This is a genomic window from Kitasatospora sp. NPDC056446 (assembly GCF_042796115.1).
Classification (GTDB): Bacteria; Actinomycetota; Actinomycetes; order Streptomycetales; family Streptomycetaceae; genus Kitasatospora.
In genome coordinates, this window is the sequence record NZ_JBHTRF010000005.1 from 181,421 (window position 1) to 206,327 (window position 24,907).

At 72.6% G+C, this 24,907-nt stretch carries 24 protein-coding genes; 13 read left to right on the forward strand and 11 right to left on the reverse strand.

Annotation, left to right across the window (positions count from 1 at the left end; all coding sequences use genetic code 11):
* Positions 1-37: 37 nt before the first annotated feature.
* The 3 genes from ACFQ6N_RS05560 to ychF form a co-directional block, all read right to left on the reverse strand.
* Complete coding sequence (locus tag ACFQ6N_RS05560; RefSeq protein ID WP_380647080.1) at positions 38-292, reverse strand: Txe/YoeB family addiction module toxin; 255 nt, start codon at positions 290-292, stop codon at positions 38-40.
* Positions 289-570 carry a type II toxin-antitoxin system Phd/YefM family antitoxin gene (locus tag ACFQ6N_RS05565; RefSeq protein WP_380647083.1) on the reverse strand — a complete coding sequence of 94 codons (282 nt, stop codon included), beginning with the start codon at positions 568-570 and terminating at the stop codon, positions 289-291. Before ACFQ6N_RS05565 ends, ACFQ6N_RS05560 begins: the two co-directional genes overlap by 4 nt.
* A gap of 145 nt (positions 571-715) precedes the next feature.
* Entirely contained in the window at positions 716-1,789 is a 1,074-nt protein-coding gene (gene ychF, locus ACFQ6N_RS05570) for a redox-regulated ATPase YchF (RefSeq protein ID WP_380647084.1), read from the reverse strand.
* Between the two features lie 266 nt (positions 1,790-2,055).
* Between ychF and ACFQ6N_RS05575 the strand changes: the two genes are divergently transcribed.
* Positions 2,056-2,676, forward strand: coding sequence for a DUF6542 domain-containing protein (locus tag ACFQ6N_RS05575; RefSeq protein ID WP_380647085.1), 621 nt, complete (start codon positions 2,056-2,058; stop codon positions 2,674-2,676).
* A 97-nt stretch (positions 2,677-2,773) separates the two neighbouring features.
* On the opposite strand, the gene ppgK is transcribed toward ACFQ6N_RS05575, so the two are convergent.
* Positions 2,774-3,520: a polyphosphate--glucose phosphotransferase gene (ppgK, locus tag ACFQ6N_RS05580; RefSeq protein WP_380647086.1), complete on the reverse strand. Its 747-nt coding sequence runs from the start codon at positions 3,518-3,520 to the stop codon at positions 2,774-2,776.
* A 132-nt stretch (positions 3,521-3,652) separates the two neighbouring features.
* On the reverse strand, positions 3,653-4,627 hold the full coding sequence (locus tag ACFQ6N_RS05585) for a 4-hydroxy-3-methylbut-2-enyl diphosphate reductase (RefSeq protein ID WP_380647087.1): 975 nt from the start codon (positions 4,625-4,627) through the stop codon (positions 3,653-3,655).
* 109 nt (positions 4,628-4,736) lie between these two features.
* On the opposite strand from ACFQ6N_RS05585, the gene ACFQ6N_RS05590 reads away from it, so the two are divergent.
* The 4 genes from ACFQ6N_RS05590 to ACFQ6N_RS05605 all read left to right on the forward strand — a co-directional run bounded on the left by ACFQ6N_RS05590 (position 4,737) and on the right by ACFQ6N_RS05605 (position 8,399).
* Complete coding sequence (locus ACFQ6N_RS05590) at positions 4,737-6,092, forward strand: APC family permease (protein ID WP_380647089.1); 1,356 nt, start codon at positions 4,737-4,739, stop codon at positions 6,090-6,092.
* A gap of 10 nt (positions 6,093-6,102) precedes the next feature.
* Entirely contained in the window at positions 6,103-7,338 is a 1,236-nt protein-coding gene (gene xseA, locus ACFQ6N_RS05595; RefSeq protein ID WP_380647090.1) for an exodeoxyribonuclease VII large subunit, read from the forward strand.
* 88 nt (positions 7,339-7,426) lie between these two features.
* Entirely contained in the window at positions 7,427-7,684 is a 258-nt protein-coding gene (locus ACFQ6N_RS05600; protein WP_380647091.1) for an exodeoxyribonuclease VII small subunit, read from the forward strand.
* A 112-nt stretch (positions 7,685-7,796) separates the two neighbouring features.
* Positions 7,797-8,399, forward strand: coding sequence for a malonic semialdehyde reductase (locus ACFQ6N_RS05605; RefSeq protein WP_380647092.1), 603 nt, complete (start codon positions 7,797-7,799; stop codon positions 8,397-8,399).
* Between the two features lie 88 nt (positions 8,400-8,487).
* Here ACFQ6N_RS05605 and ACFQ6N_RS05610 read toward each other — a convergent pair whose 3' ends face one another.
* Positions 8,488-9,024 carry a DUF4245 domain-containing protein gene (locus ACFQ6N_RS05610; RefSeq protein ID WP_380647093.1) on the reverse strand — a complete coding sequence of 179 codons (537 nt, stop codon included), beginning with the start codon at positions 9,022-9,024 and terminating at the stop codon, positions 8,488-8,490.
* Between the two features lie 214 nt (positions 9,025-9,238).
* Here ACFQ6N_RS05610 and glpX point away from each other — a divergent pair, with 214 nt between their 5' ends.
* Positions 9,239-10,279, forward strand: coding sequence for a class II fructose-bisphosphatase (gene glpX, locus ACFQ6N_RS05615; protein WP_380647094.1), 1,041 nt, complete (start codon positions 9,239-9,241; stop codon positions 10,277-10,279).
* A 193-nt stretch (positions 10,280-10,472) separates the two neighbouring features.
* On the opposite strand, the gene ACFQ6N_RS05620 is transcribed toward glpX, so the two are convergent.
* Both ACFQ6N_RS05620 and ACFQ6N_RS05625 read right to left on the reverse strand, forming a co-directional pair.
* Positions 10,473-10,904, reverse strand: coding sequence for a WhiB family transcriptional regulator (locus ACFQ6N_RS05620; protein ID WP_380647096.1), 432 nt, complete (start codon positions 10,902-10,904; stop codon positions 10,473-10,475).
* A gap of 267 nt (positions 10,905-11,171) precedes the next feature.
* The gene (locus ACFQ6N_RS05625; protein ID WP_380647097.1) at positions 11,172-11,936 is read right to left on the reverse strand and encodes a DUF1707 domain-containing protein; all 765 of its coding nucleotides are present in this window, start codon (positions 11,934-11,936) and stop codon (positions 11,172-11,174) included.
* Positions 11,937-12,082: 146 nt separating this feature from the next.
* Between ACFQ6N_RS05625 and ACFQ6N_RS05630 the strand changes: the two genes are divergently transcribed.
* From ACFQ6N_RS05630 to ACFQ6N_RS05640, 3 genes are all read left to right on the forward strand, one after another.
* Complete coding sequence (locus tag ACFQ6N_RS05630) at positions 12,083-13,750, forward strand: fumarate hydratase (RefSeq protein ID WP_380647098.1); 1,668 nt, start codon at positions 12,083-12,085, stop codon at positions 13,748-13,750.
* A 142-nt stretch (positions 13,751-13,892) separates the two neighbouring features.
* The gene (locus ACFQ6N_RS05635) at positions 13,893-14,165 is read left to right on the forward strand and encodes a type II toxin-antitoxin system Phd/YefM family antitoxin (protein ID WP_380647099.1); all 273 of its coding nucleotides are present in this window, start codon (positions 13,893-13,895) and stop codon (positions 14,163-14,165) included.
* Positions 14,162-14,422 carry a Txe/YoeB family addiction module toxin gene (locus tag ACFQ6N_RS05640; RefSeq protein WP_380647100.1) on the forward strand — a complete coding sequence of 87 codons (261 nt, stop codon included), beginning with the start codon at positions 14,162-14,164 and terminating at the stop codon, positions 14,420-14,422. Before ACFQ6N_RS05635 ends, ACFQ6N_RS05640 begins: the two co-directional genes overlap by 4 nt.
* A gap of 60 nt (positions 14,423-14,482) precedes the next feature.
* On the opposite strand, the gene ACFQ6N_RS05645 is transcribed toward ACFQ6N_RS05640, so the two are convergent.
* Positions 14,483-15,241: a GntR family transcriptional regulator gene (locus tag ACFQ6N_RS05645; RefSeq protein WP_380647101.1), complete on the reverse strand. Its 759-nt coding sequence runs from the start codon at positions 15,239-15,241 to the stop codon at positions 14,483-14,485.
* A 136-nt stretch (positions 15,242-15,377) separates the two neighbouring features.
* Between ACFQ6N_RS05645 and ACFQ6N_RS05650 the strand changes: the two genes are divergently transcribed.
* The gene (locus ACFQ6N_RS05650; RefSeq protein ID WP_380647102.1) at positions 15,378-15,596 is read left to right on the forward strand and encodes a hypothetical protein; all 219 of its coding nucleotides are present in this window, start codon (positions 15,378-15,380) and stop codon (positions 15,594-15,596) included.
* A 231-nt stretch (positions 15,597-15,827) separates the two neighbouring features.
* Here the strand turns inward: ACFQ6N_RS05650 and ACFQ6N_RS05655 are convergent, their stop codons facing one another.
* A complete protein-coding gene (locus ACFQ6N_RS05655; RefSeq protein ID WP_380647103.1) occupies positions 15,828-16,112 on the reverse strand; it encodes a hypothetical protein in 285 nt (94 codons plus the stop codon).
* A 214-nt stretch (positions 16,113-16,326) separates the two neighbouring features.
* Here ACFQ6N_RS05655 and ACFQ6N_RS05660 point away from each other — a divergent pair, with 214 nt between their 5' ends.
* The 3 genes from ACFQ6N_RS05660 to ACFQ6N_RS05670 all read left to right on the forward strand — a co-directional run bounded on the left by ACFQ6N_RS05660 (position 16,327) and on the right by ACFQ6N_RS05670 (position 22,500).
* Positions 16,327-19,284: a BTAD domain-containing putative transcriptional regulator gene (locus tag ACFQ6N_RS05660; RefSeq protein WP_380647105.1), complete on the forward strand. Its 2,958-nt coding sequence runs from the start codon at positions 16,327-16,329 to the stop codon at positions 19,282-19,284.
* Positions 19,285-19,831: 547 nt separating this feature from the next.
* Entirely contained in the window at positions 19,832-20,530 is a 699-nt protein-coding gene (locus tag ACFQ6N_RS05665) for a methyltransferase domain-containing protein (RefSeq protein ID WP_380647132.1), read from the forward strand.
* Positions 20,509-22,500, forward strand: a complete 1,992-nt coding sequence (locus ACFQ6N_RS05670; protein WP_380647106.1) for a SpoIIE family protein phosphatase — start codon at positions 20,509-20,511, stop codon at positions 22,498-22,500. Before ACFQ6N_RS05665 ends, ACFQ6N_RS05670 begins: the two co-directional genes overlap by 22 nt.
* Positions 22,501-22,610: 110 nt before the next feature.
* Here ACFQ6N_RS05670 and ACFQ6N_RS05675 read toward each other — a convergent pair whose 3' ends face one another.
* Positions 22,611-24,818: an MMPL family transporter gene (locus tag ACFQ6N_RS05675; RefSeq protein ID WP_380647107.1), complete on the reverse strand. Its 2,208-nt coding sequence runs from the start codon at positions 24,816-24,818 to the stop codon at positions 22,611-22,613.
* Between the last annotated feature and the right edge of the window lie 89 nt (positions 24,819-24,907).

Here is a 24,907-nt window from a genome sequence, read left to right on the forward strand (position 1 = left end):
TTGAAGCGGAACTCCACGACGTCGCCGCAGCCGGCAGTCAGTAGTGGTAACGGGCGGCCAGCACGATGACCTCCCGATCCGTCACCAAGTAGACGAGGCGATGCTCGTCGTCGATCCGCCGAGACCAGGCCCCGGGCAAGTGGTACTTCAGTGGCTCGGGCTTGCCGATGCCGGTGAACGGGTCGCGCAGCACGTCCTCGATGAGCTTGTTGATCCGGGCGAGCATCTTGCGGTCGTTCTTGAGCCAGGAGGTGTAGTCCTCCCAGCCGGTCTCCTCGAAGACGAGCCTCACGCGGCACCCTTCTCGCCATCCGCCGCATCAGGGTCGATGAGCTCCCGCTCGGAAAGCCCTATGCCGCCAAGGGCGTTCTCGTACGCCCTGAGCAAGCGGCGGGCGTTCACCGGCGAGCGCAACAGGTAGGAGCCCTCACGCAAGGCCGCATAGTCGTCGGCCGAGACGAGTACGGCGTTTCCGTGCTTGGAGACGATCTCAATGGCCTCGTGATCGTCGTTGACCTTCTTGATCAACGGAAAGAGACCCTTGCGCGCCTCGCTGGCAGTGATCGACATCGACTGAACTCCCTCCACGACCGGTACCACATAACGTACCACTCAAGTCGGCGTGGCGGGCCGAGGAAGTCATCACCGAGTCGGCGCGGACACGGGAACGGGGCCCGCCTCAGGAGAGGCAGGCCCCGTTCGATCCACGCACCGGTCAGACGTTGAAGCGGAACTCCACGACGTCGCCGTCCTGCATGGTGTAGTCCTTGCCCTCGATGCGGGCCTTGCCCTTGGCGCGGGCCTCGGCGATGGAGCCGGTCTCGACCAGGTCGGCGAAGGAGATCACCTCGGCCTTGATGAAGCCCTTCTGGAAGTCGGTGTGGATGACACCGGCGGCCTCGGGGGCGGAGGCGCCCTTCTTGATGGTCCAGGCCCGGGTCTCCTTGGGGCCGGCCGTCAGGTAGGTCTGGAGGCCGAGGGTGTCGAAGCCGACCCGGGCGAGGGTGGCGAGGCCGGGCTCCTCCTGGCCCATGGACTGGAGGAGTTCGAGGGCCTCGGCGTCGTCGAGCTCGATCAGCTCGGACTCGATCTTGGCGTTCAGGAAGATCGCCTCGGCCGGGGCGACCAGCTCGCGCTGGGCGTTCTTGAAGTCCTCGTCGGCCAGCTCGTCCTCGTCCACGTTGAAGACGTAGAGGAAGGGCTTGGCGGTCAGCAGGTGGAGGTCGCGGATCGGGGCGGTGTCGAAGCCGGCCTCGAAGAGGGTCTTGCCGGTCTCCAGGATCGCCTGCGCGGCCTCGGCGGCGGCCAGCACGGCGGCGGTCTCCTTCTTGAGGCGCGCCTCCTTCTGCAGGCGCGGCAGGACCTTCTCGACGGTCTGGAGGTCGGCCAGGATCAGCTCGGTGTGGATGGTCTCGATGTCGTCCTTGGGCGACACCTTGCCGTCCACGTGCACCACGTCCGGGTCGGTGAAGGCCCGCACGACCTGGCAGATCGCGTCCGACTCGCGGATGTTGGCGAGGAACTTGTTGCCCAGGCCCTCGCCCTCGCTGGCGCCGCGCACGATGCCGGCGATGTCGACGAAGTCGACGGTGGCCGGGAGGATGCGCTGGGAGCCGAAGATCTCGGCGAGCTTGGCCAGCCGCGCGTCCGGGACACCGACCACGCCGACGTTCGGCTCGATGGTGGCGAACGGGTAGTTGGCCGCCAGCACGTCGTTCTTGGTCAGGGCGTTGAACAGGGTCGACTTGCCGACGTTCGGCAGGCCGACGATTCCGATCGTGAGCGACATGAAGCGCAGTCCCGGGGCTTGGAGGAGTTGGGTCGGCACCGTACGGGCCGACCCCCAAGTCTACGGGCAGCGCCCGCGGAGCCCCACGCCTCGGTCGTCGCCGTGCGGGCTCCGGGAGAACATCCGATGATCATGGTGCGTCGGCCCGGCCGGGCGGGTCGGGACACCCGGACGACCATCACACGACTACGCCGTCCGGAGACACGGGACGAGACCTGAACGGTCCATTACACAGTGTGGCGATGATCGGACCGTACGTTGGGCGGGTGGAGCAGAGCATCCGAACCCAGCCGCCAGGGCCCAGACGCCGTCCGCCGAACGGCGCGGCCGCAGCCGCCGTCCCCGGTCCGGGCCGGGCTCCCGGGACCACCGGGCCCGCCCCCGGCTCCCGGCTGCGCCCGGTGGCCGACCGGTCCGGCCCCGCCCGACCGGCCGCCCCGCGGCTGCGCCTGCGGCTGCCGCTGCGCGGGCGCGGCGACGAGCAGCTGTACGGGCGGCGCCGGACCGGTCGGCCGACCCGGCTGACGGCCATCGGCACCGGCGTGCTCGCCGCCCTGGCCACCCTCGCGGTCGCGGGCCTGGACCGGCTGCTGTTCGACGACCTGGGCTGGCTGTTCGGCCTCGGCTACCTGGTGGTCTGCTTCCAGCTGGCCGTCCGGGTCCGCTACGCCGACCTGCTGGCCGCGCCGATCAGCGGGCCGATCGCCTTCGCCCTGGCGCTGCTGCTGTTCGCGCCGGTCGGCTCCTCGGGCGTCACCGCCCAGGTGGTCACGCTGGCGACCGGCCTGGCGCTGCGGGCCGGCTGGCTGTTCTCCGGCACCGGGCTGGCCGCGCTGATCGTGCTCGCCCGCTTCATCGCCCAGCGCCGGATCCAGCGCTCCCGCTGAGCCGGCCCACAGCCGACCGCAGCCACCGCGACCGCCGTCGCGGCCACCACCGCCGTACCCGCAAGCACGACCGCCGCCGCCCGCCGGGGAGCGGGCCTCAGCCCGCCGCGCGGGCCGCCGCCATGGCCGCCCCCACGATGCCCGCGTCGTTGCGCAGCTCCGCCGGCACCACCCGCGCCTCGCGCTCCTTCAGCAGCGGCAGGAACTTCTCGTGCTTGCGGCTCACCCCGCCGCCGATCACGACCAGTTGCGGCGAGAACAGCATCTCCACCAGGTCCAGGTACTCGTCGACCCGCCCGGCCCACTGCTCCCAGTCCAGCCCGTGCCGCTCCTTGGCGGCCGAGGAGGCCCGGCGCTCGGCGTCCTTGCCGCGCAGTTCCAGGTGGCCCAGCTCGGTGTTGGGCACCAGCACGCCGTCCACGAAGAGCGCGCTGCCGATGCCGGTGCCGAAGGTGAGCACCAGGACGACCCCCGGCCGGTCCCGGCCCGCGCCGTGCGTGGTCTCGGCGAGCCCGGCCGCGTCCGCGTCGTTGAGGACGGTTGCGGGCAGGTCCAGTGCCTCGCGGAACAGGCTCTCGGCGTCCACCCCGATCCAGCCCTTGTCCACGTTGGCCGCGGTCCTGGTCCGGCCGCCGACCACCACGCCGGGGAAGGTCAGCCCGACCGGGCCCCGGTGGTCGAAGTGGCGGACCACCTCGCACACGGCGGCGACCACGGCCTCGGGGGCGGACGGCTGCGGGGTGAGCACCTTGTGGCGCTCCTCGGCGAGCACGCCCCGGGCGAGGTCGACCGGTGCGCCCTTGATCCCCGAACCGCCGATGTCCACGCCGAATACCGCCGTCATCGCGTCCACCCTCCGCCGTCGTCCGCGGACCCGCTTGTCCACAGCCTGTGCACAAAAGTACGAGAGGGCGGACGGGCCCGCACAGCGGAAAGCCCGGCACCCCGCGAGGGGGCGCCGGGCTCCGCGGACGGGTCAGAGCTTGCCGGCCGCCTCGGCGCGCAGGTCACGGCGCAGTTCCTTGGGCAGCGAGAAGATCAGGTGCTCCTCGGCGGTCTTCACGGTCTCGACCGTGTCGTAACCGCGCGCGGCCAGGAATTCGAGCACGCCGTCGACCAGGATCTCCGGCACCGAGGCGCCGCTGGTCAGGCCGACGGTGGCGACGCCCTCCAGCCACTCCTCCCGGATCTCCTCGGCGAAGTCCACCAGGTAGGCGGCCTTGGCGCCGTACTCCAGGCCGACCTCGACCAGGCGGACCGAGTTGGAGGAGTTCTTGGAGCCGACCACGATCAGCAGGTCGGTCTCGGGGGCCAGCTGCTTGACGGCGACCTGGCGGTTCTGGGTCGCGTAGCAGATGTCGTCGCTGGGCGGGCTGACCAGCGCCGGGAAGCGCTTCTTCAGCTCGCCGACGGTGGCCATGGTCTCGTCCACCGACAGGGTGGTCTGGGACAGCCAGACGACCCGGGACTCGTCCCGGACCCGCACGTTGGCGACGTCCTCGGCACCGTCCACGAGGTGGATCCGGTCCGGGGCCTCGCCCATCGTGCCGACGACCTCCTCGTGGCCCTCGTGGCCCACCAGCAGGATGTCGTAGTCCTCGTCGGCGAAGCGCACGGCCTCCTTGTGCACCTTGGTGACCAGGGGGCAGGTGGCGTCGACGGTGGCGAGCTTGCCGGCCCGCGCCTCGTCGTGGACGGACGGGGCGACGCCGTGCGCGGAGAACACCACGATCGAGCCCTCGGGCACCTCCTCCGTCTCGTCGACGAAGATCGCGCCCTTCTTCTCCAGGGTCTGCACCACGTACTTGTTGTGGACGATCTGCTTACGGACGTAGATGGGGGCCCCGTACTGCTCCAGGGCCTTCTCCACGGCGATCACGGCGCGGTCGACACCCGCGCAGTAGCCCCGGGGGGCGGCGAGCAGGACACGGCGCTGCGCGGTGTTGGACATGGCTCCATCGTACGGGCGGGCGCGGGCGCCGCCGCCCGCACCGGGAAGCCGCGCCGACAACGGGCATTTTCCGCACAGACCCGGCCACAAGTGCTCAAATCTGGTGTCTATGAGCTCTGTGAGCGGGCAGGCGACGCCCGGCGGCCTCCGCCGCAGCCTGGGCGTCCGCGATCTGATGGTCTACGGACTGCTGTTCATCGCCCCGATGGCCCCGGTCGGCGTGTTCGGCGTGCTGGACGCCAAGAGCCACGGCGCCGTCGCCACGGTCTACCTGGCCGCGACGGTGGCCATGGGCTTCACCGCGTTCTCGTACGCCCAGATGGTGCGCGCGGTGCCGCAGACCGGCTCGGTGTTCGCCTACGCGCGGGCCGGGCTGGGCGAGGGGCCCGGGTTCATCGCCGGGTGGATGGCGATGCTCGACTACCTGCTGATCCCGGCGGTCGCCTACCTGTTCTCCGGGATCGCGCTGCACTCGCTGGTGCCGGGCGTCTCGCGCTGGGTGTGGACGGCGATCGCGGTCGTGGCGACCACCGCGCTCAACCTGATCGGGGTGCGGACGGCGGCGGTGGTCGGCTTCGCGGTGCTCGCGATGGAGATCGCGGTGCTGACGGTGTTCGTCGCGGCGGCCGTGGTGGCGCTGGTCCAGGACGGCGCCCGGCGCGGCTGGGACACCCCGTTCACCGCCGTCGGCGACTTCTCGCTGACCGCCGTGATCTCGGCGGTGTCCGTCGCGGTGCTCTCCTACCTGGGGTTCGACGCGATCGCGACCTTCGTGGAGGAGGCAGTCGGCGCCTCGGCGGCGGTGGCCAGGGCCGTGCTCTGGTGCCTGGCCCTCGCCGGGGTGCTGTTCGTCGCCCAGACGTACCTGGCGGCGCTGCTGGAGCCGATGGCGCCGCAGCAGCTCGCGGCCGACCCGGCGGCCCAGGGCTCGGCCTTCTACGACACCGTGGAACAGGGCATCGGGCACTGGCTGCACGTGCTGGTGGCCGCCAGCAAGGCGATCGGCGCGGCGTTCGCGGCGCTGGCCGGACAGGCCGCGGCCGGGCGGCTGGTCTTCGCGATGGCCCGGGAGGGGCGGCTGCCCCGCCTGCTCGGCTCGGTCGACCCGGCCAGCGCGGTGCCCCGCCGGGCGCTGCTGGCGGCCGCGGTGATCACGATGGCGGCGGCGGTCTGGGCCGCGAACCGGGACGACGGCCTGGACCAGCTGACCTCGGTGGTGAACGTGGGCGCGCTGACCGCCTTCGCACTGCTGCACGCCTCGGTGATCGGCTGGTACACGGTGCGGCACGGCTCGCGCGACCGGCTGCGGCACGTGGTCCTCCCGGCCCTGGGGATCGTGGTGATCGCCGCGGTGGTCTACGAGGCCTCGACCACCGCTCAGCTGGTCGGGCTGGTCTGGCTGGCGGTCGGCCTGGTGGTGCTCGGCGTGCAGGGTTCCCCGGGAACTGTCGGCCGGCGCCGTTAGCCTCGTGGGCATGGCCAACACCAGTTCCCCCGAAGCCCCGCTCCCGGTCGGCAAGGTCTCCGCGCTGATCGGCGGCTGGATCGACCGGCTCGGCGCGGTCTGGGTGGAGGGGCAGATCACCCAGCTCAGCCGCCGGCCCGGGGCGGGCGTGGTGTTCCTGACCCTGCGCGACCCGCAGGCGGACGTGTCGCTGACGGTGACCTGCTTCCGCTCGGTGTTCGACCAAGTCGCGGACGTCGTGCAGGAGGGCGCGCGGGTCGTCGTGCACGCCAAGCCGGAGTGGTACGCGGCGCGCGGGCAGCTGTCGCTGCGGGCCTCGGAGATCCGGCCGGTCGGGCTCGGCGAGCTGCTGGCCCGGCTGGAGCAGCTGAAGCGGCGGCTCGCCGGGGAGGGCCTGTTCGCGGCCGACCGCAAGCGGCCGCTGCCGTTCCTGCCGCAGTGCGTCGGGCTGGTCACCGGGCGCGGCTCGGCGGCCGAGCGGGACGTGCTGGAGAACGCCCGGCGGCGCTGGCCGGCCGTCCGCTTCGAGGTGCGCAACGTCCCGGTGCAGGGGGTCAGCGCGGTGGAGCGGGTGAGCGCGGCCGTGCGGGAGCTGGACGAGCACCCCGAGGTGGACGTGATCATCGTGGCCCGCGGCGGCGGCAGCGTGGAGGACCTGCTGCCGTTCTCGGACGAGGGGCTGGTGCGGCTGGTCGCGGCCGCCAGGACGCCGGTGGTCAGCGCGATCGGGCACGAGCCGGACCAGCCGCTGCTGGACTTCGTCGCCGACCTGCGCGCCTCGACCCCGACCGATGCCGCCAAACGGGTGGTTCCGGACGTCGGCGAGGAGCTGGCCAAGGTCCGCCAGCTGCGCGACCGGGCCCGCCGGCACGTCCAGGGCCGGGTCGAGCGCGAGCAGCACGGCCTGGACGGGCTGCGCAGCCGCCCGGTGCTGGCCGCGCCACACCGGATGCTGGACGGGCGCGGCCAGGAGGTGGACGGCCTGCTGGAGCGGGCCCGGCGCACCCTGCGGCACCGGCTGGACCACGCGCAGAGCGACCTCGGGCACACCCTGGCCCGGGTGGTCGCGCTGTCCCCGGCGGCCACCCTGGAGCGCGGTTACGCGGTGCTCCAGCGGGCGGACGGCACCGTGGTGACCGACCCGTCCGGGGTGGCTCCCGGCGAGGGGCTGCACGCCCGGGTGGCGGGCGGCGGCTTCGACGTCACGGTGGCCGCGCGGGAGCAGTCGGCGGCGGCGCGGGAGTAGCGGGCGGCCGCGCGGGAGTAGCCGGGGCGGCGGGACGCGGGGACGCGGCGGAGGAGGACTGTCGGCCGCACCCCCTACGCTGGCACGCATGGCAGAGCAGCAGGAGCAGCAGGGCGCGGCGGCGCCGAACCCGGACGACGCGCTGGGCTACGAGCACGCCCGGGACGCGCTGCTGGACGTCGTCCGGCAGCTGGAGAACGGCGGCACCTCCCTGGAGGAGTCGCTGGCGCTGTGGGAGCGCGGCGAGCAGCTGGCGAAGGTCTGCCAGCGCTGGCTGGACGGTGCCCGGGCCCGGCTGGACGCGGCGCTGGCCGCCGAGGGGGACGGGGCGCCGGGCGGGGAGTGACGCGGGTCACATCCGATCCCGGGAATCGTTGAAACTTCACCCAGGTTGGAGGAGGAGATCGGCCGCGGCCGGTCATACCGACGAAACCCCCTCCCGCATGAGGTGCAGAAGCATGACCACCGACGCCCTGGTACTCGACGCCGCCGCTCAGGACCTGCTGTTCCGCGAGGCCCGCACCGCGAACACCTTCACCGACGAGCCGGTCTCCGAGGAGCAGGTCCAGGCCATCTACAACCTGGTCAAGTTCGGCCCGACCGCCTTCAACCAGCAGCCGCTGCGTGTCGTCCTGGTCCGCTCGGCCGAGGGCCGCGAGCGCCTGGTCCAGCACCTCGCGGACGGCAACAAGGCCAAGACCGCCGCCGCCCCGCTGGTCGCCATCCTGGCCGTGGACAACGAGTTCCACGAGGAGCTGCCGACCCAGCTGCCGCACTTCCCGCAGGCCAAGGACCTGTTCTTCACGGAGCGCCCCGTCCGTGAGGCGTCCGCCATCCTGAACGGCTCGCTGCAGGCCGCCTACTTCATCATCGGCGTGCGCGCCGCCGGCCTGGCCGCCGGCCCGATGACCGGCTTCGACGCCGCGGGCATCAACAAGGAGTTCTTCGGCGACGGCGAGCACTCGGTGCTGGCCGTGGTCAACATCGGCAAGCCGGGCGACGACGCCTGGTTCCCGCGTTCGCCGCGCCTGGAGTACGACGAGGTCGTCACCACGGTCTGATCGCACGCATGCGGGAGGGCCCCGCACCGGTTCGTCCGGTGCGGGGCCCTCCGTCGTTCCCGGGCGCCGTCGTTCCCGGGCGCCGGCGCTACTTGAGCGCCTGCGCCAGCTCGGCCAGCTCCTCGTAGGAGGCGGTGCCGGTGAGCAGGGCCGTCCCGGAGCCGGTCGGCGAGGTCAGCGCGCGGGCCTTGTCGCCCTGGACCCGGTCCCAGGTGCGGCCGACCACGTCGGAGGTGCCGTCCGGCTTGCCGCCGGCGACCTTGTCGGACAGCAGCGAGTCGCGCGGCGCGTCGCTCTGCTCGACCGCCGCGTACTGGCCGGAGGGCGTCACGAAGCCCAGGTGCCAGACGTTGCCCTTGCCGTTGCTCTGATCGGCCGACCGGTAGCTGACCGAGGTGGCCCGCCACTTGTCCGACAGGCCCTCCGGGGAGAGCAGCGGGTACGGCGCGGCGCGCTTGGCGCTGGCCGCCGCCGCCCGGAACTCGACCGGGTGGACCGGGTCGCTGTTGGCGTCGTGCGGGAGGAACAGGTACCCGATCCAGACGACGAAACCGACCGCCAGCATCGACAGGACCATGTCCCGTACGGTCTGGCGGCCCCTCATGCCCTTGCTGTCTGCAGCCACCCCCACATGGTGACTCATCCACACCCGGGCACTGCCACCCGGGGTGCCCACGTCCGGGTGAAGCGGGACGAACCGGTTGCTTTGCCGCCCGGCAGCGACCCGCGCCACAGACAGTCATCTCGTGGGCAGATACGATCGCAGGACCCTCACCACGGCGTTCGACCAGGCAGTAGTCGGGCGCTTACTGGCCGTCGCGTACAGAGAGGTAACGACGATGACCACGCAGTACCCGCACCACCTTCCCAGTGCCCTGGAGGTCGCGCCCGAGGCTCCCGACCGGAACCTCGCGCTCGAACTCGTCCGGGTCACCGAGGCGGCCGCGATGGCCGCCGGCCGGTGGGTCGGCCGTGGCGACAAGAACGGCGCGGACGGCGCCGCCGTCAAGGCCATGCGCACCCTCGTCTCGACCGTCTCGATGAACGGCGTCGTCGTCATCGGGGAGGGCGAGAAGGACGAAGCCCCGATGCTCTACAACGGCGAACGGGTCGGCGACGGCACCGGCGCCGAGTGCGACGTCGCGGTCGACCCGGTGGACGGCACCACGCTGACCGCCAAGGGCATGGCCAACGCCGTCGCCGTGCTGGCCGTCGCCGACCGGGGCACCATGTTCGACCCGAGCGCCGTGTTCTACATGGACAAGCTGGTCTGCGGCCCCGAGGCCGCCGACTACGTCGACATCACCGCCCCGGCGGCCGTCAACATCCGCCGGGTCGCCAAGGCCAAGGGCAGCGCCGTCGAGGACGTCACCGTCATGGTGCTCGACCGCCCGCGCCACGACGGCCTGGTCCGGGAGATCCGCGAAGCGGGCGCCCGGATCAAGTTCATCACCGACGGCGACGTCGCCGGCGCCATCATGACCGCCCGCGAGGGCACCGGCGTCGACCTGCTGCTGGGCGTCGGCGGCACCCCCGAGGGCATCATCGCGGCCTGCGCGATGAAGTGCATGGGCGGCGTGATCCAGGGCCGGCTGTGGCCCAAGGACGACGCCGAGCGGCAGAAGGCCCTGGACGCCGGTCACGACCTGGACCGGGTGCTCTCCACGAACGACCTGGTCAGCGGCGAGAACGTGTTCTTCGTGGCCACCGGGATCACCGACGGCGAGCTGCTGCGCGGCGTCCACTACCGCTCGGAGACCGCCACCACCAGCTCGCTGGTGATGCGTTCCAAGAGCGGCACGATCCGCGAGATCAACTCCACCCACAAGCTCTCGAAGCTGCGGGCCTACAGCGCGATCGACTTCGACCGCGCCAACTGACGCCCGGCGCACCACGCGCCCGGCGGACAGCACGCAGCGGCCCCGGCGGAATCCCCCTCCGCCGGGGCCGCTGCGCGTCCGGCCCCTGGTCTTCGGCTCCTCGGTGCCCGACCCCGCACCGCCCGGCCCCTCGGCGCCCGGCCCCTCGGCGCACGGCTCCTCGGCGTACGGCCCCGGGCTCTGCCGCCCACCGTCACCCGGCTATCCGGGCCCGCGCGGCCGACGTCACCCGGGACGTCTCGCGCAGCTCCGTGTCCCGGCGGCGGCGCCGGGCCAGCACCACCCGGCGCTCGGCCGCCGTCAGCCCGCCCCAGACGCCGTACGGCTCCGGCTGGGCCAGCGCGTGCTCCCGGCACTCCAGCAGCACCGGGCAGCGGGCACAGACCTGCTTGGCCTGCTCCTCGCGGGACAGCCGGGCCGCCGTGGGCTCCTTGGAGGGCGCGAAGAACAGCCCCACCTCGTCCCGCCGGCAGGCGGCGCCGGTGTGCCAGGGATTGTCCTCGCCCGCAGGCGCACCCGCCGGACCGCCCGGGGGCTGCGGCTGCGGGCGGACGCCGGGCGGGCGCTCCAGCAACTGCGCGGCGGCGACAGGCGAAGTGGTGCGGGACTCGATCGGATGCAGCACGGCCGTACTCCTGACGAGGCTCTCGGACACGGGGGAACCCTCGCTCCCCTGCCCGGCTGCGAGCCCCCGCTGTCCAACCCTCCGGAACGGCCGCTCGGCCGCCTCCGGTGCGCAGCCGTAACAAGAAGCGATGTGCGGAAGGAACTACCCCGTCCGGCCGCGATTCATGCACACTGCACGCAATCGACTACGGAGTGCACTGATCGCAACGCCGAGCGCCCGACCGGGAGTTGATCCACGATCGGGCGCTCGCCAGGTCAACAGGTCTCACTCGGTGCCGAGTTGGCGGCGGACCCACTCCGTGATCTTCTTCCCCCGGCGCGGCTTGGCGGTGCAACCACCGAACATCGCAAGGCCCTTCACCCGGACGACCGGAGCGTACGGGTCCGCCGCGGTCTGCTCGCGGACGTCGAAACCGCCGAACAGGCCGACCCCGCCGCCCTGAAGGCTGACGTTCTCCGGCACCCGGACCTCGACCCCGCCGAACATCGCCACGACCACGATCTCCACCTCGGGAGACTCGAACACGGCGTCACTCAGGTCGATCTCCACACCGCCGAACGCGGCGAACGCCTTCAGGTGCGAGCCCACCCGCCAGCGGCCCTTGCGGGACGCCCCGCCGAACACCGCCACCACCGCCGGCGACTCCTGGCGCGCGGGCGGCCGCGGGGTCGCGGACGCCGCGCCCAGCGGCTGCTTGTCGAAGGACAGCGGACGGGCCGGCAGGTCCCTGGTCAGCGGCGCGAGGTCACCGAAGGTCTTGGCGGCGTACGCGGCCTCGATCCGCTCCGCGTGCTCGTCCGCGTCCAGCCGGCCCTCCGCGTAGGCGTCCCGCAGGAGTTCCGCGATCCGCTCGCGGTCGGCGTCCGAGACGCGCAGCTGCGCCTCCGCCACCGGCGCGTGCGCCGGCCGCGCCCCGGCCGCGGGCTTCGCCTCCGGCCTGGGCTCCGGCTTGGGCTCGGGTTTGGTCATCGGTACGGGCGCCGGCACCGGCGGCTGCCCCGGATCGTCGTGCGACGGCGAGTTGTCCACGGGGCCAGCCTAGTCGCTCGCACTGCTGCCCGAGTGAGCCCGGTCACGCAAGGCTGACCTGTCCGCATGACGCCTCCCGCCGGGTCCTACCCTGGAAGGTGCTTCGACGACGCAGCCGGACCACTGGATAGCTAAGGACCGCCCCGATGGCTCCCACGCCAGACTTCGAGTACAGCGACCTGCTCCCCCTGGGCGCTGACCCGACCCCGTACCGCAAGCTCACCTCCGAGGGTGTCTCCACCTTCGAGGCGGGCGGTCGCACCTTCCTCCAGGTCGAGCCCGAGGCGCTGCGGCTGCTGACGGCCGAGGCGATGCACGACATCTCGCACTACCTGCGCCCGGCCCACCTCGCCCAGCTGCGCCGCATCCTGGACGACCCGGAGGCCAGCCCCAACGACCGCTTCGTCGCGCTCGACCTGCTGAAGAACGTCAACATCTCGGCCGGCGGCATCCTGCCGATGTGCCAGGACACCGGCACCGCGATCGTCATGGGCAAGCGCGGCCAGAACGTGCTGACCCCCGGCGCCGACGAGTCCGCCATCGCGCGCGGCGTGTACGACGCGTACACCAAGCTCAACCTGCGCTACTCCCAGATGGCCCCGGTGACCACGTGGGACGAGAAGAACACCGGCAACAACCTGCCGGCCCAGATCGAGCTGTACGCCACCGACGGTGACGCCTACAAGTTCCTCTTCATGGCCAAGGGCGGCGGCTCCGCCAACAAGTCGTACCTGTACCAGGAGACCAAGGCCATCCTGAACGAGGCGAGCATGCTCTCGTTCCTGGAGCAGAAGATCCGCTCCCTCGGCACCGCGGCCTGCCCGCCGTACCACCTGGCCATCGTGATCGGCGGCACCAGCGCCGAGTTCGCGCTGAAGACCGCCAAGTACGCCTCGGCGCACTACCTGGACAACCTGCCGACCTCCGGGAACGCCAGGACCGGCCACGGCTTCCGCGACCTGGAGCTGGAGGCCAAGGTCACCGAGCTGACCCAGAAGATCGGCATCGGCGCCCAGTTCGGCGGCAAGTACTTCTGCCACGACGTGCGCGTGGTGCGGCTGCCCCGCCACGGCGCCTCGCTGCCGGTCGCGATGGCCGTCTCCTGCTCCGCCGACCGCCAGGCGCTGGGCAAGATCACCGCCGAGGGCGTCTTCCTGGAGCAGTTGGAGACCGACCCGGCGAAGTACCTGCCGGACACCACCGACGAGCACCTCGACGACGACGTGGTGCGCGTCGACCTCGACCAGCCGATGTCCGCGATCCGCGCCGAGCTCTCCAAGTACCCGGTGAAGACCCGGCTCTCGCTCACCGGCACCCTGGTCGTCGCCCGCGACATCGCCCACGCCAAGATCAAGGAGCGCCTGGACGCCGGCGAGGGCATGCCCAAGTACCTCCAGGACCACCCGGTCTACTACGCCGGCCCGGCCAAGACCCCCGAGGGCTACGCCTCCGGTTCCTTCGGGCCGACCACGGCCGGCCGGATGGACTCCTACGTCGACCAGTTCCAGGCGGCCGGCGGCTCGATGGTGATGCTCGCCAAGGGCAACCGCAGCAAGCAGGTCACCGACGCCTGCGCCGCGCACGGCGGCTTCTACCTGGGCTCCATCGGCGGCCCGGCGGCCCGCCTCGCCCAGGACTGCATCAAGAAGGTCGAGGTCCTGGAGTACGCGGAGCTCGGCATGGAGGCCGTCTGGCGCATCGAGGTCGAGGACTTCCCGGCGTTCATCGTGGTGGACGACAAGGGCAACGACTTCTTCCGCGAGACCACCGAGGGCCCGCTGATCACCAACCTGCGGATCCGCTCCAAGGAGTAGCGCACGGGGCGCGAAACCCGCCCCGCACGCCCCGAAACCGCCCCGGCCGCCCCACGGCCGGGGCGGTTTTCGCATGGAATCCGGTACGGAAAACTCGTACCATCCAAGTACATAGATTCGGTACGCCGATGGAGGAAGATCGATGGCGATCAGCGCAAGCGAGGCACGCACTCAGCTCTTCCCGTTGATCAAGAAGGTCAACGACGACCACGCCCCCATAAGAATCACCTCGAAGAGCGGGGACGTGGTCCTCATGTCCGCCGAGGACTACGACTCGTGGCAGGAGACGATCTACCTCCTGCGCTCCCCCGCCAACGCCCGGCGGCTCATGGAGGCCGTCGCCCGGGACAAGGCCGGGCACCCGGGCGTCACCAAGACCATGGAGGAGTTGGAAGCTCTGGCGGGTGAGGTGTGAGGAGCGTTCACTTCGACCCGGACGGCTGGGAGGACTTCCTGTTCCGGCTCGGCTCGAACCGGAAGATGGCTCAGCGGATCACCCGCCTGATCGGCGAGATTCAGCGGGACCCGTTCAGCGGGATCGGCAAGCCCGAACCGCTGAAGGGCGACCTGGCCGGCTACTGGTCACGTCGGATAGACGACGAACACCGCCTTGTGTACCGGGCCGACGACAAAGAGGTGATGATCCTCAAGGCCCGCTACCACTACCAATAGGCGACCCCGACCGCCCCGGCTGCCCTGGCGCCGTGCGGTCGTGTCGGCCGTCCGGGCCGCTCAGGCGTCGAAGTCGTACTCCAGGACGTAGGAGGCGGCGTCCAGGATCATCTCGTTGAGCTCGACGACCTGGCCCTCGTCGGCGAACGCCGTACGGCAGATCAGGATGACCGGGGTCCCGGCGGACAGCTCCAGCCGGGTGGACTCCTCCCCGCTGGGCATCCGGGAGCGCACCTCCTCGCGGAAGTGCACGGGCTTGGCGCCGATCTCGGCCAACCGGGCGTACGTCCCGCCCGGCCCGGTGTCCTCACGGGTGATGGCGGTGCCGGCGACCAGGACGGCGGGCAGGTAGGAGGTGGAGAGCAGCACCGGCTTGCCGTCCAGGACGAACCGGCGGTGCCGTACGCACATCGGGGCGCCGGGGTCCACGCCGAGCACCCCGGCCACGTGCTCGGGCGCGCCCTGCTCGGTGACGGCGACCTGGTCGACCACCAGGGAGCGGTTGTCGATGTCCGCCGACCATATCGACCGGCCGGAGCCCCAGTGCCCCTGCGCCAGCCGCTGGATGCCGCGCCGGCGCAGCGGCCGGAAGTCCCGGACGAACACCCCGGCGCCGCGGCGCGCCTCCGCGATGCCCTCGCTCTGCAGGACCCCCAGCGCCTGGCGGGCGGTCATCCGGGCCACGCCGTACTCGTCCATGAGGTCGTTCTCGCCGGGCAGGCGGTCGCCCGCGCGGTACCGGCCGGTGTCGATGGCCGCCTTCAGCGCGTCGGCGATCCGCTGGTACTTGGGCTGTTTGTCGCCACTGCTGCCGGTCATCGCCGCTCCCTCTGCCTCGGACAAATCGTAGGCGCGCCCGCGGCCGCCAGTAAGCCGATACGACCGTTGACATCTCTAGAGATATTAGCTTCTCTAGAGATGCCGGCCAGTCGCTACCAGAGCGAGGAGCACAGCGGTGGGCATCCGACAGCGCGACGCCGCGGCCTACCGGCCGCACGTGGGTGAACTCGTCCTCGACCGGAGGACCGGACGCACCGGCATCTACATGGACACCATCGGCGGCGAGCACTACCTGCGCCCCGAGAGCGGCGGCCGCGAATGGACCGCCGAACCGAACCACGTCTCGCCCGTTCCCGGACCCCGCGTTTCGGCCGAATACGATCTTCCCTGCTAATTGCGGCAAAAACCGCAAACTACAGCATTCCGGCCGGCAATCCCCCCGGATGAATGCCGAATTCCGGAACGTCCGACACCAGCCGTCGGGCACGTTACGGATGTCACCCGTCACCATGAGTGCACCACCGGTGCGATTCGGCCACCGGCCGCCCCCGGCGCCGAATGGGCATGCCCATAACCAACGACGCCCCCGCGCCCGACGGGGCACGGGGGCACTCGACCGAACGGCTTACGGGTGGCCGCCGATGACGCTCTCCGGCTGCCGCGGGGCGTCCGGCCCGCCCTCGGCCGGCGGGGCGGGCTCGCTGATGTATTCACCCTCGTCACCGAAGGCGCCGTTCTCGAACGCGACCTTGTCGGCGTCAGCGGGCGCGGTGTAAACGGTCTGGTTCGAGGACGCGGTCACGGCACCCTCGACAGCCTTGCCCGCCTCCACAGCGGTGGCCGGAGCCTCGGTCGTCGTCCCGTTCGCGGGCATCGACTGCGCCGGGGCAGCGCTCTGGTCGTTGGCCATTGAGTGGCCGCCTTTCGGTCATCAAATGTGTCCCGCCCGACCTCCGTGGCACGGGCGCGGGGACAGTATCGTAGGGTTGATTAAATGTCCGATAAACATCGTGTGGCTTGCGGTGCTGTCCGGCAGAGTCGGGCGCCCGCCTAAGCTGAAGCACCGCGGCGGACCGCCGAGCGCCCTTTCACGGAATCAACACGACAGGCCATCGGGGGACTTCATGGAGTTTCGGGAGACGCCGCAGGCCCCTGCGCTGCGCTTCCAAGTCCTCGGTCCGGTCCAGGCCTGGCTCGACGGCAAGCCCCTCTCCCTCGGCTCCCCCCAGCAGCAGGCCGTCCTGACCGCCCTTCTGCTGCATTCCGGACGCCCGGTCACCACCCAGGACCTGGTCGACGCCCTCTGGGGCGACCGGCCCCCGACCCAGGCCGTGGCCGCGCTCCGCACCTACGTCTCCCGGCTGCGCTCCGTCATCGAGCCCCGCCGGGAGGTGCGCCGGCCCGCCGAGCTGCTGGTCTCGGTCGCCGACGGCTACGCGCTGCGCATCCCCGGCGAATCCGTCGACCTCGCCGTCTTCGAGCGGCTCTCCGCCGAAGCCGCGGCCGCCCGGACCTCCGGCGACAAGCAGGAGGCGCACCGGCTGCTGGTGCGGGCACTGGACCTGTTCAGCGGCCGTCCGCTCACCGGCATCCCCGGCCCCTACGCCGACGCCCAACGGCTGCGGCTCGCCGAGCGCCAGGTGGCCGCCGCCGAGGAGCTGTGCGCCGCCGCCCTCGACGTCGGCCTGCACGCCGAGATCGTCGGCGAGCTCAACAGCCTGACGGCCGAGCACCCACTGCGCGAGCGGCTGCGCGAACTGCTGATGCTGGCGCTGTACCGCTGCGGACGCCAGGCGGAGGCGCTCGGCGTCTACACCGACACCCGCAAGCTGCTGATCGAGGAACTCGGCGTCGAGCCCGGTGCCGGGCTGTCCGGGATGCACACCCGGATCCTGGCGGCCGACCCGAAGCTCGCCCTCCCGGCCGCCGCGCCCACCGTCCGCGACGACGGCCCCGCCACACCCCCCGCACCGGCCCAACTCCCGGCCGACGTATCGGACTTCAGCGGTCGGACCGAGCTGGTCGGCGACCTCTCGACGGTCCTGATGAACGCCACCGGCCAGGCCGTGGTGGTCACCTCGCTGGCCGGCATCGGCGGCGTCGGGAAGACCACCCTGGCGGTCCACGTCGCCCACCGCGTCCGCGCCGAGTTCCCGGACGGGCAGCTGTACGTCGACCTGCGCGGCGCCGGCGCCTCCCCGGCCGACCCGGTGGTCGTCCTGGGCGACTTCCTGCACGCGCTCGGCGTCGCCGAGAACCCGGATTCGCTCGAACAGCGCGCGGCCCTCTACCGCTCGCTGCTCGCCAACCGGCGGATGCTCATCCTGCTCGACAACGCACGCGACGCCGACCAGATCCGGCCGCTCATCCCCGGCGTCTCCGGCTGCGCCGTACTCGCCACCAGCCGCTCCCGGCTGGCCGGCATCCCGGGCGCCCAACTGTTCGACGTCGAGGAGCTGACCCCGGCCGAGGCCCTCGCGCTGTTCTCCGCCATCGTCGGCGAGCAGCGCGTCGCCGCCGAGCCGGAGGCGGCCATGAAGGTGGTCGCCGCCTGCGGCTTCCTGCCGCTGGCCGTCCGCATCGCCGCCGCCCGGCTGGCCAGCCGGCCGCGCTGGAGCGTCTCCGACCTGGCCACCCGGTTAGCCGACCAGCGACGGCGACTGGACGAACTCCAACTCGGCAACCTCGCCGTGGAGACCACCATCGGCCTCGGCTACGGACAGCTCTCCGTGGACGAGGCCCGCGCCTTTCGGTTTCTGGCCCTGATCGACTCCCCCGACATCCCGCTGGCGGCCGCCGCCGCGCTGCTCGGCGTGGACGAGTACACCGCCGAGGACCTCGCCGAGGCGCTGGTCGAGGCGAACATGCTGGAGTGCTTCACCCCCGGCCGCTACCGCTACCACGACCTGCTCCGGCTCTACGCCCAGCGGCAGAACGAGCGGATCGGGGACACGGCCGAACAGGAGCTGGCGGTCCTGCGACTGCTCGACCTCCTGATCCCGACCATCCGCAACGCCGCCCACGTCATCGAGCCGGACGACCCGCTGCCCGAGCTGTTGACGACGTTCACCTCGACGGGGCTCCACCTGCCGACCAACCAGGCCGCGCAGGACTGGCTCCGGACCGAGGGCGCCCTGCTGCTCAGTGCCGTCGAGGCCGCCGCGAGCGGCCCCGGCACCCTGCAGCGCGCGGCCGTCGACCTGCTCAACTACCTGTTCAGCATCGACCCCGACCCGACGCGCGGACCTCGGACGCTCCCCGTGCTGGAGGCCATCGGCGAGGACACCCGGCGCCGTGGCGACTCGGCCGGGATCGCCCGGGTGTACTTCGCCCTCGGCACACAGCAGTCCGCCACCAGCGACTTCCAGGGATCCGAACAGTCCTTCCGTCGGAGCCTGGAACACCAGAGACCGGACGAACCGACCGTCCTCCTCCTGGCGACGGCCAACATGCTCGGGGTGATCCTGAACATGAACAACCGTCCGGCCGAAGCGCTGCCCTTCCTGGAGCAGGCGCATGCCAGCAACCGGGTGGTCGGCACATCGATCGGCGAGGCCCGGATCGTCAGCAACATGGCCCGGGTGCAGCACCGGCTCGGCATGACCGAGACGGCGATCCGGTCCGCCAGCGACGGCGTCGCCGCCGCGCGGGCGTCCGAGAACGGCCCGCTGCTCGCCCAGACCCTCTACCAGCTCGGCGTGGTGCTCTCCACCGCCGAGGCGGTTCCGCACCTGCGCGAGGCCCACCGGCTGTACCAGGCCCAGCGGAACCCGCTCTGGGAGGGCTATGCCCTGGCCCGGCTGGCCTCCGCCCTGTTCGCCGCCGAGCAGCACGCCGAGGCGGCCGAGGTGGCGGGCGAATCACTGGCGATCGCCCGGGAAATGGACTTCGCCTACTGCCAGGGCCTGGCCAACGCGGCCCTGGGCGAGGCGCTGCTCGCGCTCGCCCAGCCCGCGCGCGGGCTCGCGTGCCTCCAGGAGGCCCACGCGATCTTCACGCGGCTCGGTGTGCCCGAGGCCTCCCCCGTGGCGGACCTCATCTCCAGGCAGCACACCGAGCCCTTCCCTCCCCCCGCGCCGTAAGGCCTCCGCTCCCCCGCGGCGAACCTCCCCCGTTCTGCGCGTCGGCGATCCCGCAGCCCCCCGGCTGCGGGATCGCCCTCAACGCTTCCCCGGCGCTGGACTCCACTGTGCACCGGACCGATTGACGTTCGATAAACGTCCGATAGTCAGCCTGCGGACCGGAGAAAGCGCAGGTCAGCCCCGCCATCCGGCGCGCCATGCGGCGCGCGGGGCCTCGCGCACCACCCCTGCCCGCACCGTCGTGCTTCCGCAACCCCGGCCACAACGACCCAAGCACGACGAGTTGGCCGGAAAGGGACCCCATGGCGCAGTGATCGCGCATATTCTCAGATGCCAGTACGCACACGAGGGTCCGCCGAAAACGCGTCGGGGCGCAGTCCGTCCGTGTGCTGCGGGGAGCGTGACACACCGCCACCGGCAGCGGCCCACGAGGCCGCCGAGGAGCCGACCGGAGGCCACGGGTGGAAGGGTGCCTCTCAACGTGACGACCGGACAGATATCCGATCCGTCCCCCGTCGGCGAGGACGCGGGCGACGACGAGCCCGACGTGCGGCGGCGCCGGGCGGCGAGGGCCCTGCAAGCGGTCGCCTTCGACACCATCGGCGCGGGGTACGGCGAGGCCTTCCCCGCCAAGGACGGGCAGCTGGCCTGCGGCCGGCAGCTGCTCGCCGAGCTCGAACCCGGCGCCCGGGTGCTGGACGTCGGCTGCGGCACCGGGGAGCCGACCGTCCGCCAGCTCGCCGAGGGCGGTCTGCGGGTGACCGGTGTGGACCTCTCCGACGTGATGCTCGCACTGGCCGGGCAGGCGCCCCTCCCCGACGGTTTCCCGCCGGAGTTCCATCGGATCGACCTGTACGATCTGGCCACCGAGCGCGCGGGCCGGGTCTGGAACGCCCCGGGGCTCGGACCGGACGGCCACGGCGGATTCGCCGCCGTCACCGCGTTCTTCTCACTGATCCTGCTGCCGCAGGACGAGATCCCGACCGTGCTCGGACGGCTGCGGGAACTCCTGCGGCCGGGCGGACTGCTGGCGCTCGGTATGGTCGAGGCGGACCTGGATCACGTTCCGCTTCCGTTCCTTGGCAGAGAGCTGCGGATCAGTGGGTATCTGAGGGAGGATCTGGAACGGGTTCTGGTCGCGGCCGGCTTCGCCGTCGAGGAGAGTTCGGGGCATCCGTACGCGCCGGCCAGCACCTCGCTGCCGCCGGAGGAACAGCTGTTCCTGTGCTGTCGACGCGTCGGCTGAAGGACACCGACGAACCGGCCGCCGCCGCGGCCACCGCAACAGAACAGCTCCAGACCAGCTCAGCCCAGCCCAGCTCACCGACCACACCGAATCCCCCAGGACAGGCAGCCGTGCGCGACCAGCTCAAGACCGAGGCGGAGCAGCCGCCCGCCGTCCCGGGCCAGCGCAGCCAGGTCCCGGCCCGGGCGCAGACTCCGGTGAAACCCCCGGCCGCCCGGCCGGAGCGCGCCGACGTGGCGGACCGCCTCGCCTACCTCGACTCGGCGACCCGGCGGATCAACAGCGCCCTCGACCTCGGCGCGACGCTGCGCAACATCGGCCGGGTCCTGGTCCCGACACTGGCCGACGCCGCCGTCGTCCACCTGCGCGACCCGCTGCCCAACGTCGAACGCGAACCCGGCTTCCCGGAGGAGCTGCGGATCCACCACAGCACCGGCACCCGGATCGGCCGCCGGGGCCGCCCGAGCGGCTTCGACGACCGGCGCCGCTCCCGCTACGGCGCCCGCTCGACCGCCGACAGCGGCCCGGCCACCCCGGTGACCCGCGGCGGGGCGCTCGCCCACGCCCTGCTGAGCCGCCGCCCCGCCGAGGCCGCCGTCCTGGGCACGCCCGGCGCCGAGCGCACCGAGGTGCTGCTGCGCGAGCTGTACGGCACCCGCGGGGTCGCCCGGCTGGCCCCGGGCACCTCCGTCCTCGCCCTGCCGCTGCGCGGCCGCAAGGCCGTCCTCGGGCTGCTGGTCCTGATCCGCCGCCCCCCTGAACGCACCGGCCGCCGCGCCTTCGACGCCGCGGACACCGCGACCGCCGCGCACCTCGCCACCCAGGCCGGGCTGGCCGTGGACACCGCCCTGCGGTACGCCCGCGAGTGGGAGATAGCCAACGAACTCCAGCGCAGCATGCTGCCGCTGCGCCTGCCGCAGCCGCACGGCGTCCGGCTCGCCCAGCGCTACCTGCCCGGTGAGCGCGGCGCCCAGGTCGGCGGCGACTGGTACGACGCCGTCCCGCTGCCCGGCAACCGGGTCGCCCTGATCGTCGGCGACGTGATGGGGCACTCGCTCACCTCGGCCGCCATCATGGGCCAGCTGCGCACCAGCGCCCAGACCCTGGCCGCCCTCGACCTGCCGCCGCACGAGGTGCTCTACCACCTGGACGAGCAGGCCCAGCGGCTCGGCCGCGAACAGCACCTGGCCACCTGCGTGTACGCGGTCTACGACCCGATCGCCAACCGGGTGGTCCTGGCCAACGCCGGACACGTCCCGCCGGTGCTGGTCCGCCCGGACGGGACGGCCGAACTGGTGGAGCTGGACTCCGGGGCGCCGATCGGGGTCGGCGGGGTGGACTTCAACTCGGTCGAGCTGCCCGCACCGCCCGGCTCGGCACTGCTGCTGTTCACCGACGGCCTGGTGGAGACCCGCACCCGCCCGATCAGCGACGGCCTGGAGGTGCTGCGCGCCCGGATCGCCGCCGCCCGCTGGCAGTCCCCCGAGCAGCTGTGCCAGGAGGCCCTGCGGATCCTGCCGCCCGGCGACCGCGGCGACGACATCGCCCTGCTCGGCGCCTGCTTCGACGGCATCCCGGCCGGGGACGTCGCCCACTGGTACCTTCAGCCGCGCAACGAGACGCCGGGCCGGGCCCGCCGGCTGGCCGCGCACACCCTGCGCCGCTGGGGACTGGACGAACTCAGCGAGGCGACCGAGCTGATGGTCAGCGAGCTGGTCACCAACGCCGTCCAGCACGCGACCCGGCCGGTCACCCTGAGCCTGGTGCGCACCACCCGGCTGCGCTGCGAGGTCGGCGACGACAGCCCGCTGCTGCCGCGCCCCCGCCGTACCGGGCCGGAGGACGAACGCGGGCGCGGGCTGCAGATAGTGGCCAGGTGCGCGGACCGCTGGGGCGCGACCCGGCTGGGCACCGGCAAGGTGGTCTGGTTCGAGCAGCGGCTGCCGCCAGGGCACGTCCCCCCTTCCTGAGGCCCGTTCCTGAGGCCCCCGGCGTGGGGCCCGGGCCCGGCCCCGGCCGTCGCGTCCGGCCGCGGCGGCGCCCGGCGGGAGGGGTCCCGCCGGGCGCCTCGGACGGGGTGTCAGACCCCGGCGGCCTGCTTCCCCTGCTCCGCGGACGGCCGCTCGGACTGCTGCTCCCGCAGCCGGGCGATCAACTGCTCGCCCTCCATGTCCACCCGCGGCACGACCTTCTCCAGCCGCTTCGGGAACCACCAGGCGGCCTTGCCGAACAGCGCCATCGCGGCCGGCACCAGCGCCATCCGCACCACGAAGGCGTCCACCAGCACGCCGACCGCGAGGGCGAAGCCGATCGGCTGGACGATCGGGTCGTGGCCGAAGACGAAGGCCCCGAACACCGAGACCATGATCAGCGCCGCCGCGGTCACCACCCGGGCGCCGTCGCGCACACCGCCCACGACCGCCTCGCGCGGCTCCTTGCCGTGGACGTACTGCTCCTTCATCCCGGACACCAGGAACAGCTCGTAGTCCATCGCCAGCCCGAACAGCACGCCGATCAGCAGGATCGGCACGAAGCTGACCACCGGTCCGACCTTGGGCACGTCGATCAGGCCGTCCAGCCAGCCCCACTGGTAGACCGCGACCACCGCGCCGAGCGAGGCCCCGATGCTGAGCAGGAAGCCGAGCACCGCCTTGAGCGGCACCAGCACCGAGCGGAACGCCAGGGCGAGCAGCAGCAGGGCGATGCCGACGATCACCGCGACGAACGGCGGCAGGGCCTGGCCGAGCTTGGCGGAGACGTCGATGTTGGCGGCCGTGGTGCCGGTGACCGCGATGCTCGCTCCGGTCGCCGACCGGAGCGCGTCGCGCTGGTCACGGATCTCGTCGACCAGCGCCCTGGTGTCCGCGTGGTCCGGCCCGGTCCGCGGGATGACCGGTACCAGCGCGGTCCCACTGGCCTGGTCGACGGTCGGCGGCAGCAGCGTGCCGACCCCCTTCAGGGTCTGCAGAGTGGCCGCCACCTCCTGCACCGCCTGCTCGGGCCGCGGCGCGCCGTGGGCGTCCACGACGACCACCAGCGGAGCGTTGAAGCCGGGCCCGAAGCTGTCACTGACCAGGTCGTACGCCTTGCGGGCGTCCGTCCCGGCGGCCTGCGAGCCGCCGCCCGGCAGGCCGAGGTCCAGGCTCGCGGCGGGCACCGCGAGGGTGCCCAGCCCGGCCAGGCCGACGAGCAGGACCGGCAGCGGGCGGCGGACCACGAAGCGGGCCCAGCGCTCGCCCATGGTGGTCCTGCCGCCGGTGGTGAGCGCCCGCTTCCAGACCGGCAGCCGGTCGATCGAGCGGCCGGCGAAGCCGAGCACGGCCGGCAGCAGCGTGATCGCGACCAGCACGGCCACCACGACGGCCCCGGAGGCGGCCAGGCCCATGACGGTGAGGAACGGGACACCGGCGACGGCGAGCCCGGCGAGCGCGACGACGACGGTCAGCCCGGCGAAGACGACGGCGCTGCCGGCGGTGGCGGTGGCGCGGGCGGCGGCCTCCGCGGGCTCCAGGCCCTCGTCCAGGTGGCGGCGGTGCCGGAAGAGGATGAACAGCGCGTAGTCGATGCCGACCGCGAGGCCCACCATCAGGGCCAGCACCGGCGCGGTGGTGATGATCTCGAACGGACCGGTGAGCACCAGCAGCGCGCCCATGGCCACGCCGACGCCGATCAGCGCGGTCAGCAGCGGCAGTCCGGCGGCGACCAGGGTGCCCAGGGTGACCACCAGCACCGCCCCGGCGACCAGCAGGCCGACCGACTCGGTGCTGCCCTCGATCTGGGCCATCTTGTTGTACGCGTCGCCGCCGAAGGCGACCTCCAGCCCGGCGGCGCGGGCCGGTTCGGCGGCGGCCCGCACGGCCTCCCGCTGCCGGTCGGTGACCTCGGCGAGCTTGTGGTCGAAGGAGACCAGGGCGATCGCGACCCTGCCGTCGGGCGAGACGGCCCCGGTCGCGTACGGGTCGGGGACGGCGGCCACGCCGGGGACGGCGGCGATCCGGCCGACCGCCTCGGCGACCGCCCGGCCCGCCTCGGGCGTCTTCGCGCCGCCGGGCGCCGGGGCCGCGAAGACGACCTGGGCCGAGCCGTGGGCCTGCTCCGGGAAGGTGTCCTTGATCCGGTCCAGCGTGGCCTGCGCCTCGGTGCCGGGGACCTTGAACTCGTCGCTGGTCTTACCGGCGAAGGCGCCCGCGGCCCCGCCGATCGCGATCAGCAGGGCGATCCAGACCGCCAGGACGGCTCGCCGTCGCCGGAAGCAGAAGTGGCCCAGTCGGTACAGGTAGCTGGCCATCGGTGACCCCTCGGTCAGGTCGTCGGGCAGGGGGGACGCGTGCGCCGCCGCACAGGTCTCGACCCACCGTACGCCCAACATTGTCGAGT

What these genes read in the sequence shown, in the direction of transcription:
- ACFQ6N_RS05565 (WP_380647083.1), bottom strand. Translation starts at nt 570, where the DNA reads ATGTCGATCACTGCCAGCGAGGCGCGCAAGGGTCTCTTTCCGTTGATC.
- ychF (WP_380647084.1), bottom strand. Translation starts at nt 1,789, where the DNA reads ATGTCGCTCACGATCGGAATCGTCGGCCTGCCGAACGTCGGCAAGTCG.
- ppgK (WP_380647086.1), bottom strand. Translation starts at nt 3,520, where the DNA reads ATGACGGCGGTATTCGGCGTGGACATCGGCGGTTCGGGGATCAAGGGC.
- ACFQ6N_RS05585 (WP_380647087.1), bottom strand. Translation starts at nt 4,627, where the DNA reads ATGTCCAACACCGCGCAGCGCCGTGTCCTGCTCGCCGCCCCCCGGGGC.
- ACFQ6N_RS05590 (WP_380647089.1), top strand. Translation starts at nt 4,737, where the DNA reads ATGAGCTCTGTGAGCGGGCAGGCGACGCCCGGCGGCCTCCGCCGCAGC.
- xseA (WP_380647090.1), top strand. Translation starts at nt 6,103, where the DNA reads ATGGCCAACACCAGTTCCCCCGAAGCCCCGCTCCCGGTCGGCAAGGTC.
- ACFQ6N_RS05600 (WP_380647091.1), top strand. Translation starts at nt 7,427, where the DNA reads ATGGCAGAGCAGCAGGAGCAGCAGGGCGCGGCGGCGCCGAACCCGGAC.
- ACFQ6N_RS05605 (WP_380647092.1), top strand. Translation starts at nt 7,797, where the DNA reads ATGACCACCGACGCCCTGGTACTCGACGCCGCCGCTCAGGACCTGCTG.
- glpX (WP_380647094.1), top strand. Translation starts at nt 9,239, where the DNA reads ATGACCACGCAGTACCCGCACCACCTTCCCAGTGCCCTGGAGGTCGCG.
- ACFQ6N_RS05630 (WP_380647098.1), top strand. Translation starts at nt 12,083, where the DNA reads ATGGCTCCCACGCCAGACTTCGAGTACAGCGACCTGCTCCCCCTGGGC.
- ACFQ6N_RS05635 (WP_380647099.1), top strand. Translation starts at nt 13,893, where the DNA reads ATGGCGATCAGCGCAAGCGAGGCACGCACTCAGCTCTTCCCGTTGATC.
- ACFQ6N_RS05645 (WP_380647101.1), bottom strand. Translation starts at nt 15,241, where the DNA reads ATGACCGGCAGCAGTGGCGACAAACAGCCCAAGTACCAGCGGATCGCC.
- ACFQ6N_RS05655 (WP_380647103.1), bottom strand. Translation starts at nt 16,112, where the DNA reads ATGGCCAACGACCAGAGCGCTGCCCCGGCGCAGTCGATGCCCGCGAAC.
- ACFQ6N_RS05660 (WP_380647105.1), top strand. Translation starts at nt 16,327, where the DNA reads ATGGAGTTTCGGGAGACGCCGCAGGCCCCTGCGCTGCGCTTCCAAGTC.
- ACFQ6N_RS05675 (WP_380647107.1), bottom strand. Translation starts at nt 24,818, where the DNA reads ATGGCCAGCTACCTGTACCGACTGGGCCACTTCTGCTTCCGGCGACGG.